Annotated in this window: 13 protein-coding genes and 1 tRNA gene; 8 read left to right on the forward strand and 6 right to left on the reverse strand. The window is 43.1% G+C overall.

Annotation, left to right across the window (positions count from 1 at the left end; translation table 11 throughout):
- The 5 genes from GS399_RS18235 to GS399_RS18255 all read right to left on the reverse strand — a co-directional run bounded on the left by GS399_RS18235 (window position 1) and on the right by GS399_RS18255 (window position 4,757).
- Window positions 1-648, reverse strand: a complete 648-nt coding sequence (locus GS399_RS18235; protein ID WP_160846098.1) for a PIG-L deacetylase family protein — start codon at window positions 646-648, stop codon at window positions 1-3.
- Window positions 642-1,592 (reverse strand): NAD-dependent epimerase/dehydratase family protein, encoded by a 951-nt coding sequence (locus GS399_RS18240; protein ID WP_160846099.1) that lies wholly within the window; start codon window positions 1,590-1,592, stop codon window positions 642-644. Before GS399_RS18240 ends, GS399_RS18235 begins: the two co-directional genes overlap by 7 nt.
- A gap of 153 nt (window positions 1,593-1,745) precedes the next feature.
- Complete coding sequence (locus tag GS399_RS18245) at window positions 1,746-2,870, reverse strand: glycosyltransferase (RefSeq protein WP_160846100.1); 1,125 nt, start codon at window positions 2,868-2,870, stop codon at window positions 1,746-1,748.
- Window positions 2,855-4,216 carry a protoporphyrinogen/coproporphyrinogen oxidase gene (locus GS399_RS18250; protein ID WP_160846101.1) on the reverse strand — a complete coding sequence of 454 codons (1,362 nt, stop codon included), beginning with the start codon at window positions 4,214-4,216 and terminating at the stop codon, window positions 2,855-2,857. Before GS399_RS18250 ends, GS399_RS18245 begins: the two co-directional genes overlap by 16 nt.
- A gap of 208 nt (window positions 4,217-4,424) precedes the next feature.
- Complete coding sequence (locus tag GS399_RS18255; protein WP_160846102.1) at window positions 4,425-4,757, reverse strand: helix-turn-helix domain-containing protein; 333 nt, start codon at window positions 4,755-4,757, stop codon at window positions 4,425-4,427.
- Between the two features lie 20 nt (window positions 4,758-4,777).
- Between GS399_RS18255 and GS399_RS21130 the strand changes: the two genes are divergently transcribed.
- The 5 genes from GS399_RS21130 (at window position 4,778) to GS399_RS18275 (ending at window position 11,481) form a co-directional block, all read left to right on the forward strand.
- Window positions 4,778-4,939 (forward strand): glycoside hydrolase domain-containing protein, encoded by a 162-nt coding sequence (locus GS399_RS21130; RefSeq protein WP_369410133.1) that lies wholly within the window; start codon window positions 4,778-4,780, stop codon window positions 4,937-4,939.
- Between the two features lie 88 nt (window positions 4,940-5,027).
- Window positions 5,028-5,165 (forward strand): hypothetical protein, encoded by a 138-nt coding sequence (locus GS399_RS21135; RefSeq protein ID WP_369410134.1) that lies wholly within the window; start codon window positions 5,028-5,030, stop codon window positions 5,163-5,165.
- A gap of 110 nt (window positions 5,166-5,275) precedes the next feature.
- On the forward strand, window positions 5,276-8,032 hold the full coding sequence (locus tag GS399_RS18265) for a glycoside hydrolase family 2 TIM barrel-domain containing protein (RefSeq protein WP_160846103.1): 2,757 nt from the start codon (window positions 5,276-5,278) through the stop codon (window positions 8,030-8,032).
- Window positions 8,033-8,060: 28 nt separating this feature from the next.
- Window positions 8,061-9,302: a PQQ-dependent sugar dehydrogenase gene (locus GS399_RS18270; protein ID WP_237487996.1), complete on the forward strand. Its 1,242-nt coding sequence runs from the start codon at window positions 8,061-8,063 to the stop codon at window positions 9,300-9,302.
- Window positions 9,303-9,345: 43 nt separating this feature from the next.
- Window positions 9,346-11,481 carry a GH92 family glycosyl hydrolase gene (locus GS399_RS18275; protein WP_160846104.1) on the forward strand — a complete coding sequence of 712 codons (2,136 nt, stop codon included), beginning with the start codon at window positions 9,346-9,348 and terminating at the stop codon, window positions 11,479-11,481.
- A 223-nt stretch (window positions 11,482-11,704) separates the two neighbouring features.
- Here the strand turns inward: GS399_RS18275 and GS399_RS18280 are convergent.
- A tRNA-Met gene (locus GS399_RS18280) sits at window positions 11,705-11,781 on the reverse strand.
- A 127-nt stretch (window positions 11,782-11,908) separates the two neighbouring features.
- Between GS399_RS18280 and GS399_RS18285 the strand changes: the two genes are divergently transcribed.
- The 3 genes from GS399_RS18285 (at window position 11,909) to GS399_RS18295 (ending at window position 15,028) form a co-directional block, all read left to right on the forward strand.
- Window positions 11,909-12,289 carry an START-like domain-containing protein gene (locus GS399_RS18285; protein ID WP_160846105.1) on the forward strand — a complete coding sequence of 127 codons (381 nt, stop codon included), beginning with the start codon at window positions 11,909-11,911 and terminating at the stop codon, window positions 12,287-12,289.
- A gap of 25 nt (window positions 12,290-12,314) precedes the next feature.
- Complete coding sequence (locus tag GS399_RS18290) at window positions 12,315-13,745, forward strand: LptF/LptG family permease (RefSeq protein WP_160846106.1); 1,431 nt, start codon at window positions 12,315-12,317, stop codon at window positions 13,743-13,745.
- A 71-nt stretch (window positions 13,746-13,816) separates the two neighbouring features.
- Window positions 13,817-15,028 carry a bifunctional 3,4-dihydroxy-2-butanone-4-phosphate synthase/GTP cyclohydrolase II gene (locus GS399_RS18295; RefSeq protein ID WP_160846107.1) on the forward strand — a complete coding sequence of 404 codons (1,212 nt, stop codon included), beginning with the start codon at window positions 13,817-13,819 and terminating at the stop codon, window positions 15,026-15,028.
- The last annotated feature ends 387 nt before the right edge of the window (window positions 15,029-15,415 follow it).

The raw sequence follows: 15,415 nt of genomic DNA on the forward strand, positions 1-15,415 counted from the left end.
TTAAAAGAAATGTCGTGCTATCACATATGCTTCAGCAAAATCCTGGCCGGATTGTGCGCCACGTAACCGCAATTGATTTTCGAGATTTGCAGGTGTCCGGCCGGCGTCCATTTCCGTATCGTACTGTAACATTGCGCGCTTCTTGTTTTCGACATCCAACGGGGATAGTTCTACAAAACAGTTAGGTGAAAACGTGTTCGTGAACGCCTGGTCGGTGGATGTTGCGATCTCAAAAAAAAGCACTGTCTTATGAGTTCTGAAAGGCCTGGTGGCTAGCTCTACGGCCCTCGAAATAGCACGATGGGCCTGGTGAGAATCGCCGTGCCAGTGGGTTAGTATAATTTCTGCCCAGTCAACATAGCTGTTTATCAGGCCATACAATTGGTGGACATATAATTCTGCAGTTATATCGGGCACCATTTGCTCGCTTATAATAAGTTCTGCACCAAGGATGTCGCACGCAGACCTTAGCTGTGCTATCAATCTTTCCCAATTAGCTATTCCCCTTTTATCACCGCGCTGCAGAGGTAACAATACTTTGCAATGCGCATTTTGTGCTGCAGCCTTGCTCAGCAAGCCGCCGCAGCCGATAGTTTCGTCATCCGGATGCGCAATGATCACCAGAATGTTTTTGTTGCTTATTACCATGCCATATCAAAGGGTTGGCTGAAGCCGTAGAAGTTTAGAGCAGCATCAATATCATGCGGTGGTAGATGCTCATAATATGCTAACGATTCTTTAAGCGCTTGTTGATATGGGGTGAATTCTATTGGGCCGATATGTTCAAATAAAGCGGTGTTATCGGCTACCAGCCGCGTGTTAGGTGTTTCCCCAATTCGCATCGGCATGTTCTTTATACCTGCTTTATTGTTAAAGTATTCGTTTACAGATTCAGCTACCTCCATAACCGTCATTTCGGTGCCGGTTCCGCAATCCATCGCATTAGGATTGTATTTTTTTCTGAGTACGTCAACTGTTATACGTGCAGCGTCTTTCACATAAATCATATCGACTGTTTGATTGCCGTTGCCGTATACATGCAGTGGCAGTCCCCTCATAGCCTGGATTGCCATTGCCGGCAGCACCTTTCGTACCGGGTATATTTTCTGCCCTGGCCCGTAAATGTTCAGATAACGCAGCACACTGATCTCAATAGGGTGATATCTCGATAATAGGCTTCCAATTTTTTCGGCGGTGTGTTTTGTAATGGTGTAGGTATTAAGCCATACACTTGGTTTTGAAGCTAGAAATACTTTAGGCACCCTCACCGCGATGGCTGTTTCGAAAACGTTTAGCGCTCCCAGTATATTGGTTTCGATCGCACCCCGCATGGAAGATTCCAGTTCCGAAGTGCCTAATTGCCCCGCCAGGTGATATATTTCATCTGCGCCTTCAAATAAAGGTGTAAGCGTTTCCTTGTTTAGGATATTACCTTGCACGAACTTTAATTTATCAGAAAGCTCATGCCCAGCTTCGGGGTTTTTTCTCTTAATTCCCCTGTCAAAGGCTATAACTTCATCCCCTCGGCCGAGTAGCTCGTCAACACAGGCACTTCCTACGAAACCCGAGGCTCCTATAACAATACATTTCATGTTTTTTGCTGTAAAAAGAGAGTTAATACGCGAAATTCGTCTCTACCTCGTATCGTCATGCAAGGTGTATAATCAAATATAAAGTTGTAACTAATACGAAATGCAGTTCCTTTATCATTGTATAATATATTGTATAAGCCGGGAAATTTTAATTCAGGATTTAAAGAAAATGGCGGTCTTTTCCGCTACAAAGTCCCGATATTCCTGCTCAAACCGCTGCCGGCTGAACCTGTTAACGCTGGCGCTGATGACACCTGAAACAAAAAAATTGCTTAATCTGTCAAATCGATTTACACAATCAATAATACTATCCGGAGTTTGCTCAGGAAAAAAAAGCCCTGTTTTGTTTTCGATAACTGTTTCGAGAATGCCGCCTTTTGCAAAGGCCAACACCGGTGTGCCGCATGCCATCGCCTCGACGGGAGCAATGCCGAAATCTTCTTGCGCTGCAAACACAAAAGCCCTGGCCTTTTGCATATAGCTAACAAGTGAAGACCGCGGTTGCTGACCTAAAAAAATAACGTTGGCGCCGGCAATGCTTTTTAAATAAGCAAGCTCGGGCCCATCACCCGCTACAATCAGGCGTTTGTTGGGCATAGCTGTAAAAGCTTTTACAAGGATATCAACACGTTTATGATACACTAGTCTTGATGCAGAGATGAAGTAGTCATCTTTACTCTCTTCCAATTTAAACACATCGGTATCCACAGGAGGATAAATCACAGTGGATTCTCGCCGGTACAGCTTTTCAATACGTTTAGCGGTAAAGTTAGAATTTGCGATAAAGTAATCTACCCTGTTGGCTGACACTACATCCCACAATCGCATGAAGTGCAAAACCCCACGTATAAAATGCCCTTTTATGCCTTTCTGGTTTCCCCGGTGATTTAAAAATGATTGATACAATTCCCAGGCTGCTCTGATAGGATTGTGCAAATAGCAAATGTGAAGCTGATCAATACCCGATATGGCACCTTTAGCAACTATAAATGACGACGAAAGAATAAGATCGTATTGCCGAAGATCAAACTGTTCGATTGCCAGCGGATACAGCGGCAGATAGCTGCGGTATTTTTTTACTCCGAAGGGCAGTTTCTGGATAAAAGATGTTTTAATATCGGCCGACCCTAACACGGTTGAGATGAGCTCGGCATGCTTCGCCATTAGTGTATAAACGGGCGATGGATAAATTTTTAATATTGATTCCAGCGTACTGTCGGCTCCTCCGTTACCCGTTACCAGGTCGTGTACTATTGCGGTTTTTAGCTTTCCTTGCATGCGGCAGGTTGGTTCACTGTTTTCAAAAGCTGTTCTGAAAGTTTAAGGCCATCGTGTATGGCATTTTCCATCCCATAGTTAAAGCTAATTGATGCCGTTCTGCCCGTTACAAACAGATTTTCATATTGACTTAATTGATTGAACATAGCTTCACGGGTTTGCACTACATCAATGACCGGTATTTGAAAAGCATTCTCAATTTTTTTTATCGACGAGCTCAGCACTTCCAATCCGCTGAATATTTTTAATTTATTAAGCGCTGATATGGCATGTCCAATTATCGCCTCGTCTGAGGAACGCCATAGTTCGTCAGTTTTATCGCACCAGCATTCCACTAGCAAAATACTGAAATCCCTGCTCTTCGTTTGATTGAATTGGTTGAAGTTTGTTATTCGTGTAACGGCTACGTCTTCGCGATAGACATAAAAGCATTGTGCCGCAACACCTGAATTAAATGTTACCTTCAGATAAACAAGTATATCGCATCTGAATCGTGATACGGTTGTGCTTTCGACGATTTGCGCAGCTTTCAGGTAGGAGAATAATGGTGCAAGCGGTATAGTTGCAATTACAACGTCGTATTTTTGAATGCTGCCGTCGGCAAGCCTGAGGCCGCTAATCCGGCAAGGTTCATCACAGATCAATTCTTTGATAACAGCGGAGAGGAAAAATCTTCCGCCATTAATTTCGGTGGCGATTTTCAATACCTGCCACAGCGTCGAAAGTCCATTATGCGGGTAGATATAACAGTTTGTGTCCGGTTTTCTTTGTAAACCATCTTTTATTTTTTTCCAGGCGATTTTTCCGGGTGAATAACCGCTGCTAAACCCCAATAATGACCTGGCGAACACATCTGATACATTACCGGCCGCCAAACCCCAAAGTTTCCTGGAAAAGCTGGCAAAGAAATGTTCGTACAGATAGCCGCCTAATGAACGTTTTACAAATTGCTCAGCGGTGCCATCAGGCTTAACCGGCAATATGCTTTGTTTTAAAAGCCCTCCGATTGCTTTGGCTGTTTCCCAGATATTCATTTGCTTCAGCATATCGGCAACTGCCGGTGGATATTTGAAAAGTTTCTGGGGTGTTATGATATAGGTTTTACGCTCATAAACATCAAAGCGGCCTTTTAAAACCGTGCTTACAAATTTATAAACAGCAGGGATGTAACCGATATTTAAAAAGTGCGGTCCTATCTCCACGGGGACGTCCCACATCAGTATACTTTTCGCAAAGCCGCCTACTTCGGCCGCGTTATCATATACGTCAACTGATACTCCATTTGCTGATAGCTGATGGGCAATTGTTAGTCCGGCGGGTCCGGCACCTATAATAGCTGCTCGCATTTATTAGGGTTTGTCGCAGGAGACAAAATAGCTTGATTAAGCAAAAATATAGGTGGCGCCTGCTTAATTGCGTAAAAATTGAGCAACGACGTGAGAAAATTACGGGGGTTTCGGCTGAAAGAAATTAAAAACAATGCGAATTAAAAGTACAATTTCTTGCAGATACCCCAAAAACCCTCTGTGAACACAAGATGATTATCAATATTTGTTACTCTAAGAGCTGTTTTTTCTTATTTAAATCCTGCACAAATTGTGACTGTGTTACACCGAATTCTTTTTTAAATGCCCTAGAAAAGTATGAAACGCTCTGAAATCCGATTCGATCTATCAGCTCATTTAGGTTGATGTCTTCATGGGTCATAATATAAACACCTTTGTTCAACCTGGCGGTTCTTATAAACTCACCGACCGGCTGATCGGAAATGCTTTTAATTTTTTGATATAGTCCGGTCCGGCTGATGAACAGATTTTTACACAGATAATCTACGTCAAGTTCTTCGCGCTGCAGGTTCTCATCAATCAACTTGAGCAGTTTGTCCACAATATTGGGTGCGCGAAGCTATGAACAGGTTATACCACGCAACTCCCGACGGCTATTGCGGAGATGAGGATAACGGACAAACATCGGCGTGGTACGTTTTTTCCGCCATGGGCTTTTACCCGGTATGCCCAACGAGCGGACAATATGTGTTAGGCACTCCTTTGTTTAAAAAATCACCTTAAACCTGGAAAATGGTAAACAGTTGATTTTAAACGCACCTGCCAATAAGAAGTAAATAAATATGTAAAAAGCATCAACTATAACGGAAAGATTTATAATAACAACTGGCTGGGTCATGAGTCTGTGCTAAAAGGCGGAACTATCACTTTTGATATGTCGAACCAGCCGAATAAGCAACGAGGCGTTTCAGCATCGAGTTTCCCGTATTCACTTTCAAATGAGAAATAAATTTTAAAATCCAATCACGCATTGTGATATGACCATATAATATGCTCTTCCACCATGTAGTTAAATAGTGTATCTTGATCTGGATGCAACCTGCGTTCGTTGTCTGATTTATGAAAAAGATTTTTTTTTATCTCTTATTTACCTTCATTTCCGTAACAGTGTTTTCCCAGGAAACAATTACGAGGTATTTATCGGGAACAGATAAAGACCATACTGTTTTGTGGGATTTTTATTGTACCGGCGGCAGGAACAGCGGAAAATGGACTAAAATAGCGGTACCCTCAAACTGGGAATTACAGGGCTTTGGAACCTATAACTATGGCCATGATAAAGTAAAAGCGAATGAACAGGGGCTTTACAAACACGATTTTTTTTTAAAAAGCCAGAGTGGTAAAAAGGTCTTTATCGTTTTCGAAGGATCCATGACGGATACGAAAGTTATGATCAACGGAAAACAGGCTGGGCCGATTCGCCAGGGAAGTTTTTATCGTTTCAAATATGACATCACAAACCTGCTTAATCCGACTGGGAAAAACTTACTGGAAGTTACCGTTGACAAAACATCGGCAAATTCTTCTGTAAATGATGCAGAACGCCGCAATAGTGATTTTTGGGTGTTTGGCGGAATCTTTCGGCCGGTTTATCTGGAGATCGTGCCCAAAACTTTTACTGATAGAGTAGCGATAAATGCGAAAGCTGATGGTTCGTTTCGGCTTGACGTCTATTCTCAAAATCTAAAGAATGATGACCTTATTGAAGCCCAGGTTCAAAAACTTAGCGGCGAAAACGTCGGTAAGCCGATCTCTGTAAAAGTGGATCCGTTAGGCAGTAATCAGGAACTAAGAGGAAATTTCGCCAAACCTTTATTATGGAGTGCAGAGTTTCCAAACTTATACCAGGTGTTGGTTAGCATAAAAAATAATCAGGGCCTTGTCCACATCGTCAGGCAAAAGTTCGGCTTCCGCACGGTTGAACTGCGCGCTAATGACGGATTATATGTGAACAGCAAAAAAATAATATTAAAGGGTTGCAATCGTCATAGCTTTTGGCCCGAAACCGGGCGCACATTAAGTCATCAGATCCAGGTAATGGATGTTAAGCTGATGAAGGAAATGAACATGAACGCAGTGCGCATGTCGCATTATCCTCCGGACCGCGATTTTCTGGACGTTTGTGATTCATTGGGTTTATATGTTTTGGATGAACTGACTGGCTGGCAAGCGAAATACGATACGATTGTTGGCCAAAAATTAGTTAAGGAACTCGTAGTTCGAGATGTGAATCATCCATCTATCCTGCTTTGGGATAATGGCAATGAAGGCGGCTGGAACACAGGTTTGGATAATGACTATGCTTTATACGACCCTCAAAAACGCACAGTGATTCATCCTTGGGAGAAATTTAACGGGACAGATACAAAGCATTACCAGGATTATAATGGTATAGCCAAAACAGTTGCCAGCGGCCAGGAAGTGTTTTTTCCAACGGAATTTATGCACGGCCTTTATGACGGTGGTGCCGGCGCGTCGCTCGATGATTTCTGGAGCTTGATGCTTCAGCATCCGCATGCAGCAGGCGGTTTTATCTGGGCGTTTTTAGACGAGGCCGTTATTCGTACAGACAAAAACGGTATCTATGATTCGGATGGCAACCACGCACCCGATGGAATCGTTGGCCCGCACCGCGAAAAGGAAGCCAGTTTTTACACGATAAAGGAAATTTGGTCGCCTGTTTACATCAATCCGCAGCCGATCAGTCAGAGTTTCAATGGTAAAATTCCGGTGGAAAACAGGTATGACTTTACCAACCTGAATCAATGCACGTTTATTTGGAAGCTGGTTAAATTTCCTTCTGCCTCTGATAACTCAACAGTGTCCATGCAGCAAGCAAAAGGTACGGCCGAAAGGTTGAATCTTGATCCCGGTAAAAGTGGGATACTGAACTTAAATCTGCCCGCATCATGGCCGGAAAGCGATGCGCTTTATCTTACTGCTTATGGTCCGGATAAAAAAGAGCTGTTCACCTGGAGCTGGCCTATTGCCGGCCCGCCTGCTATCGAAAAAATCATCCCATCGTCGCCTAAAGCTGGTATTGAAGCTGAAGAAACAGACCAATCAATTGTTGTAAAGTGTGATGGTATCAGCTATTATTTCGACAAAACCACCGGATACATCCAAAAAGTAATTAAACCATCTGTCACGATTTCTTTGTCTGGCGGACCGGTATTGGCGGGTGTTAAAACCACTTTGGAAAAATTCGATCACAAAACAGTAAACGGCCAGTATGTTGTGGAAGCCAACTACCACGGTGCGGGATCACTAAACGTAAAATGGACTTTCGCCCCAGGCAATCCTGTAAAACTCGAGTATCAATACGCTCAAAACGGAACCGCTGATTTTGTGGGTATCACATTCAATTATCCTGAAGAAAAGATCACCGGCATGAAATGGCTCGGGCGAGGTCCATACCGGGTTTGGAAAAACAGGTTGAAAGGGCAGCAATTCGGTGTTTGGCATAAAACTTACAACAATACCATAACCGGCGAAAGTTGGGACTATCCGGAATTTAAGGGTTACCACGCCGAAGTCAATTGGGTTACCATCGAAAATAAGGAATCACCGTTTACGATTTTTAGCGGCGACAAAAATATGTACCTGCAAATGTTGCGTCCCGGCAGGGAAAAAGACGCGCTTAAAAATAACAATGTCGAGCCGGCTTTCCCGGATGGAAGCATTGGTTTTTTAAACGCGATCAGCGCTATTGGTACCAAGTTTCAATCAGCAGAGGTGATGGGTCCGCAAGCTCAAAAAAACCATGCTGACGGGGAGACCATTGCCGGAACGCTATGGTTTGATTTTAATCATTAATAACTAATCGAGTAAACAGTATTACGATATGAAACAACCTTTAACGAATAAATCCAGCTTATTTTTCATCCTGTTGTCTTCAATTATTTGCATGTATCTGCTGCCTTCTTTTGTCGTTTTTTACAAGCCCAAACCGGCGGAACCTGGCAGCGGTCTGCCGGCAATTACGTTAAAAGTTTTGCAGCTTACTAACAACCTGGAAGCGCCTACAGATATGGCTTTCCCGGGCAACGGCGATATTTGGATATTGGAGCAAAAAGGACAAATACGGGTGATCAGAAATGGAAAGTTGATTGATGCGCCCATTCTTGATCTGAAAAGCAAGATGATAAAAGTAAACAACGGTTATGAAGAACGGGGTTTACTAGGAATAGCTCTGCATCCGGATTTTAAATCCAACAGGAAATTTTATGTCTTTTACAGCGTGCCTTCCGACAATAAATCTGATCATAAGGATGTGGTGGCTGAATTCAAGCTGTCGACAAACTCATCCCAGGTTGATCCCAACAGTGGCCGCGTCATTTTAAGCGCTGAAAAGCCTGACGGAAACCATGATGGAGGATGTGTAAAATTTGGCCCCGACGGGTATTTATATATTTCATTTGGCGACGGCGGAGGACAGGGCGATAAGCACGGCGAAATCGGTAACGGGCAGAAACTAAATACTTGGCTCGGTAAAATATTACGTGTCGATGTGAATGTTAAATCCGGTTATACGGTACCAAAAGACAATCCTTTTGTCGGAAAAAAAGATATAAGTCCCGAAATATGGGCCTACGGTTTCCGCAATCCTTACAGGTTTTCTTTCGATAAAGTATCAAAGCTGTTATTTGCCGGAGATGTTGGCCAGGATTTGTGGGAAGAAGTTGACATTGTTAAAAAAGGAGCTAACTACGGCTGGAGGCTCATGGAAGGAACCCATTGCTACAACCCGGCTACCGGTTGTAACACAAAAGGCATCACCCTGCCGATAACCGAGTACAGCCACAAGGAAGGAGTATCCGTAATAGGCGGTTATGTTTATAACGGACAGCAATTGTCTGCCTTAAAAACCAAATATGTGTTTGCCGACTGGACTGGGCCGGTATGGTATTTACAAAAGACCGGTTCTAACTGGCAAAGGGGCAACATTACGTTGAAAAATATTCCCAAAAACTTGAAAATAACAGGTTTTTCGGAAGACCCGGCAGGCGAACTATACCTGTTTACTAATCCGGATACAGGACCTGGAAACACAAAGTGCAGCATATTTAAGATCGTGAAAAATTAACCTGTCAATCCACCTATCTGAATAAATATAAATGGGAAACTTAATGAAAATCGTTTTAAGTGTAGTCATCGTTTTGCTTACCGCATTGCCCGGCAAAAGCCAAACGATGGAATATACAAAGTATGTAAATACATTTATTGGTACGGCACCGCTTAACGACCCTAAAATTCTCGGTTATAAATTACCGGAAGGCTGGCGCTCCTGGGCGGGGCTTACCTTTCCCGGCAGCTCGTTGCCAAATGCAATGGTTCAGTTAAGCCCGGTTACAGCTTACGGCTCCGGCGCGGGTTATCAATATGAAGATTCAGTGATATTAGGGTTTACTCACACCAATAAAGGCCATTGGAACCTTTGTAATATTCCAATACTGCCGCTTTCAAATCCGGGTACAAAATTCGGATCAAAATTTTCACATAAAAAGGAAAGTTCTGCGCCCGGTTTTTACCAGGTATACCTGGATGATTACAATGTGAACGTGAATCTGACATCAACCTTACGATGCGGATACCACCAGTACGAATATAAAAACAATGCAGACAGGCAGATACTTTTTGATCTGGGCAAAGCAAACAGCAGGGTGTCGACCTGGAGAATTGAGCAGGTCGGCGACAATGCTGTAAAGGGCTTTCAGGGCGGTGAAAACGTTTACTTCTATGCCACTGTGAATGCCAAAATTGAAAAGCTGGTTATAACGGAAGAAGGCAAGCGTACCGGTTTTGCTGTGGTTCATTTGGCTAATGGCAGCAAGGGGCTGGTTGAACTTAAAATCGGGTTATCCTTTGTAAGTACAGAGAATGCAAAACAAAACCTCCAGCAGGAAATCGGTGATAGAACGTTTGCAGAAATTCGCTCAGAAGCAACGAAAAAATGGGAAACGCTATTGTCTTCCATACAAGTTAAAGGTGGAACAGATAAGCAAAAACGGATGTTTTATTCCTGCCTGTACCGCTCATTTTTGTGGCCTGCACTGCGCAGCGATGTCAACGGAGAGTTTACAGACGCCAAAAAGAACGTCGTAAAAAGCAATTTCAGCTATTACACCGAGCCATCGTTATGGGATACTTACCGAAATAAAGATGTTTTGCTGGGACTGATTTCTCCCGAGGTTACCCTCGATGTAATTAAGTCGATGAAAGATGTTGGAGATAAAACTGGCTTTATACCAACCTTTTTTCACGGCGACCATGGCGCATCGTCCATCGCGGGCGCATATCTCAGAGGCATCGACAATTTCGACATAAAAGGAACCTATCAACTGTTGCTAAGAAATGCCAATGTGGAAGGAGGGACTCGTCCGTATATCGCTGAATACATTCAAAAAGGATATATTTCGGATCCTGATATCGCTAAACCCGATGTTGAGACCAAAGCCAAAGCGGGTGTTTCAAAAACACTGGAATATTCATATGATGATTATTCGGTGGCCCAGATAGCCAAAAAGTTAGGTGACACGACCAATTACAGGATACTGATGGCCCGGTCAAAAAATTATAAAAACATGTTTGATCCCTCAACCAGGTTCATGCGAGGAAGACTGGAAAATGGCGACTGGATCAAGCCTTTTAATCCTCAGTTTCCCTACTATGAATACATGTACCGGGAAGCAAACGCCTGGCAGGTATCGTTTTTTGCACCTCATGACATGCCGGGCTTGATTCAATTATACGGCGGAACAAAAGGTTTCGAATCGAAATTAGATTCGTTGTTTACCGTACCCTGGAACCCAAACTATATCGCCAGAAATGTAGAAACGATGATTGGCCAGTATTGTCAGGGCAATCAGCCAGATCATGAAGCGCCCTTTGCTTACACCTTTATCGGCAAGCCGGAGAAAACGCAAAAGATACTTGATCATATTCTGAACAACTTGTATGGAATCGGCGATGAAGGCTTGGAACTCAGCGGCATGGATGATGCGGGCGAAATGTCTGCATGGTATGTGTTCGGTGCATTAGGACTATATCCGTTTTCCGCTACAGATCCAAAGTATCTAGTTACGGCGCCACTGTTTGATCAGGTGAAATGGAAAACAAGTAACGGTAAAGTATTGACTATAGAAAAACCGGGAAAAGGCAGGGCAATTACATCCATAAAAGTGAATGGCAAAACAAGTAAAGACTATTTCGTCTCGCACGATTTATTCATGAACGGTGGTAAAGTAGAGATTTCTACAAAATAAAGTGGATCTGGCTTACAAATCTTTCCGCAATTTATTGAAAAAGCATACAACGTAAACAAGCGAAGGCTGATTAGTTCGATGTTTCCTGAAAAATTGGTTTTCGACGGAAGGCAACATCGAACTATTCGGGTGAATGAAGCAATTTGCGTTTTTGATACCGTGAAGGCTGTTTTTGAGGGTAAAAAAGAAGGGCAAATCGCTCAAAAAAGTGACTTGCCCAGTATGGTAGCGGGGAGCAGGATCGAACTGCCGACCTTAGGGTTATGAATCCTACGCTCTAACCATCTGAGCTACCCCGCCTTAGTTTTAAGAAAAAAACCTTAAAAAGCCCCTTTCAAAAATCGAGTTGCAAATATAGTTTAATTTACTTTTCTTTAGAAACAAATGTGAAAAAAGCCCGCAAGCGCTTTTGGTTTAATAAATTATAATGTCGGAAAAAAAGAAATTTAACCTCGAATACGAAATAAAATCATCGCCGAAAATCTTATACAGCTTTTTAAGTGAACCAAACGGCCTGGCCCAGTGGTTTGCCGATGATGTGTTTTATAAGGATCAGGTTTACACGTTTACCTGGGACAGCGAGGAGCACAAGGCAAAGCTCTTGTCGAGCAAAGAAAATAAGCTTGTTAAGTTTAAATGGCTTGATGACGAACCGCAATGCTACTTCGAACTGGAAATTCTGCAGGACGAATTGACAAATGATGTCGCTCTCTCTATCACCGATTTTGCCTCCGTAGATGCAATTGAGGAACGCAAGCTCATCTGGGATAACCAAATAGAATATTTAATTAGTGTTTTAGGCGCTTAGGCCTTAAAATGCTAATTTTGTATCCGTGAAGAAAATCTATCTTCTTGTTTTAAAAGCCTTCATAAGGCCGTTCATCGTAACATTTTTCATTGTGATGTTCGTGCTGCTCATGCTCTTTCTTTTCAAATACATTGATGATTTGATTGGGAAAGGATTTGAATGGTATGTCATTCTCCAGCTTTTATGGTATGCATCGGCAACTAATGTCGCCATGGCGTTGCCATTGGCCATGTTGCTTTCATCTATCATGACATTTGGAACCCTAGGCGAAAACTACGAGCTGGTGGCTATAAAGTCGTCGGGTGTTTCGCTTCAGAAAGCAATGACGCCGTTATTCATTCTTATCGGATTGATGAGTATCGGAGCCTTTCTTTTTTCAGATTATATGCTGCCTGTGGCCAACCTGAAAATGGGATCGTTATTATATGATGTAAGAAATCAAAAGGCCGCTTTTTTAATTGAAGAAGGCATTTTCAACAATAGTATTTCTGGCTATACAATTCGCGTTAATAAAAAAGATAAAGACGGGCAGACTTTACACGGCGTTTTAATTTATCAGGAAAATCCCAGCAATGGAAATGTCAATACAGTGATGGCTAAAGAGGGTAAGATGTTTCGTACCGATAACAACCAGTTTTTAGTATTAAAGCTGAAAGATGGCGTCCGTTACGAGGAATCACCGGCGCAGGGGGGAGGATCTTATAATCCAAGGCAGATATTCAGGCGACTCCGCTTTAATGAAACGGAACAGAAGTTCGATATGTCCGGGTTTAAAATGCAGCATACGGACGAAGGTTTATTTAAAAATAATTATTCCATGTTGAATCTCAGTCAGCTGAGTTACTATCGGGATTCAACAACCAAACAACGCGACAGCGCAAGCCGCAGCTTCTTTCCCAATGTTAAGTCGTCTTATAAAATTTTTACCTACAACCCTGTAAAAAATAAGAAGCCGGTTAAAGCAAAGCCTTATAGCAATGTAATGAATATCATTCCGAAAGATCAGCGGATGACAGCAATTACCAATGCCAAAGGCTCGCTCGAAATGCTTAATAGCTCGTTGTCAATGAAAATGGATAACTATACCGGCTACCTCGAGCAGATAAGGCGGTATATGATTGAATTTCAGCGAAAGTTTACGCTTTCTTTTTCCTGCCTTGTGCTTTTTTCCATCGGAGCCCCCTTGGGCGCTATCATCAGGAAAGGCGGCTTAGGAATGCCGGTGGTTGTTTCAATCATTTTCTTTTTGATCTACCACATTATAGCGACGATCAGTGAAAAAACTGCGAGAGATGGCGCTATCAACCCGATATTAGGTATGTGGATGGCAATTATCGTGTTAACCCCTGTTGCCATATTTCTAACTTATAAGGCTACAGTCGATTCGGCTCTGTTTGATATGGAGGCATATAAACTGTTTTTCCAGAAGCTATTTAAAAAGAAAGAGCGCGCCTGACTTAATTTACCCTCAGATTATAATTTTAAGGCATTAGTATTTAGTTAAGCTGTACCTTTGTTCTATTTAAGATGGAAATCAAGCTTAACACAATAGAAGAAGCGCTTGAAGATGTAAGAACCGGTAAAGTGATTATCGTTGTTGATGATGAGGACCGGGAAAACGAAGGTGACTTTTTAGTTGCCGCACGCTTCGCCACTCCTGATGTAATTAATTTTATGGCCACTCACGGCCGCGGATTAATTTGCGCGCCACTTACAGAACAACGCTGCGATGATTTGCAGCTAAGCCTCATGGTAGGAAATAACACGGCCACTCATGAAACGAATTTCACCGTATCTGTCGACCTGCTGGGAAACGGATGTACAACCGGCATTTCGGCTTCCGATCGTTCGAAAACTATGATGGCACTGATTGATCCTAATACAAAGCCTGAAGATTTAGGTCGGCCGGGTCATATATTTCCGCTAAGAGCCAAAGACGGCGGCGTTTTGCGTCGTGCCGGACATACAGAAGCAGCGGTTGATCTGGCGTCGATCGTTGGGTTGGAACCGGCCGGAGTTATTTGCGAGATCATGAAAGCCGATGGCGAAATGGCCCGTCTGCCGGAACTGATGGAAATCGCGAGTATTCACAATCTTAAAGTTATATCAATAAAGGATCTGATCGCGTACCGTTTAAAAACCGAAACGCTTATTAAAAAAGAGGTAGGAGTTAAGCTTCCTACCGAGTGGGGCGATTTTGAAATGGTTGCTTATACCCAACTTGACACAGGCATGCATCATCTCGCATTGATTAAAGGTGAGTGGGAACCGGATGAAGCGATCCTGGTGAGAGTACATAGTTCGTGCGTTACCGGCGATATTTTCGGTTCGTGCCGCTGCGATTGTGGCCCGCAGCTTCACAAAGCGATGGAGATGATCGACAAGGAGGGCAAAGGAGTTATCGTTTACATGAACCAGGAAGGACGTGGTATCGGACTAATCAATAAACTTCACGCTTACAATCTGCAGGAAAACGGTTTGGATACCGTTGACGCGAACCTCGAACTGGGATTTAAAGCCGATCAGCGTGATTACGGAATCGGTGCCCAGATATTACGAAGTCTGGGGGTTACCAAGATGCGCCTCATGTCAAATAATCCTAAGAAACGCGCAGGTTTAATTGGCTACGGCCTGGAAGTTGTCGACCGCGTGCCGATAGAGATCGAATCAAATAAGCACAACCACTTATACCTTCAAGCTAAGCGGGATAAGATGGGACACGAGATTTTGAAAGGGTAAGGTTCAGTCGGATGCTTTTGGTGTTTAATAATTTCTGATGTCAGCCTGGTATTTAAGAGTACTAGTCTGGGCGGAGTCGAAGACTGGCGCGATATGATAAGCCTTCGGGTTGAAGAAACAGCTCAGCGTACGTTCTGGAGGCTTGATCGGGTATCCGAATTGCTCAAAAATACCCTGCACTATTTAAAATAATTAAAAGTTTACCAGAAATACACTTGTAATTAATCAAATTATACTCATTTCGCTTCAAAGCGCCTCCGTTTTGTATCGAAATGCCTTCTGCGTATATCGAATTGTCCCCGAAACTATTCGAAGTGCCTGCGGAATCGATCGAAATGCTTCCGGGTTGATGTGATCCAAGCCCATCCGCTAACCCCGGACTGAAAT

Origin of the sequence: Hufsiella arboris (assembly GCF_009834875.1) — a bacterium.
Classification (GTDB): domain Bacteria; phylum Bacteroidota; class Bacteroidia; order Sphingobacteriales; family Sphingobacteriaceae; genus Hufsiella_A; species Hufsiella_A arboris.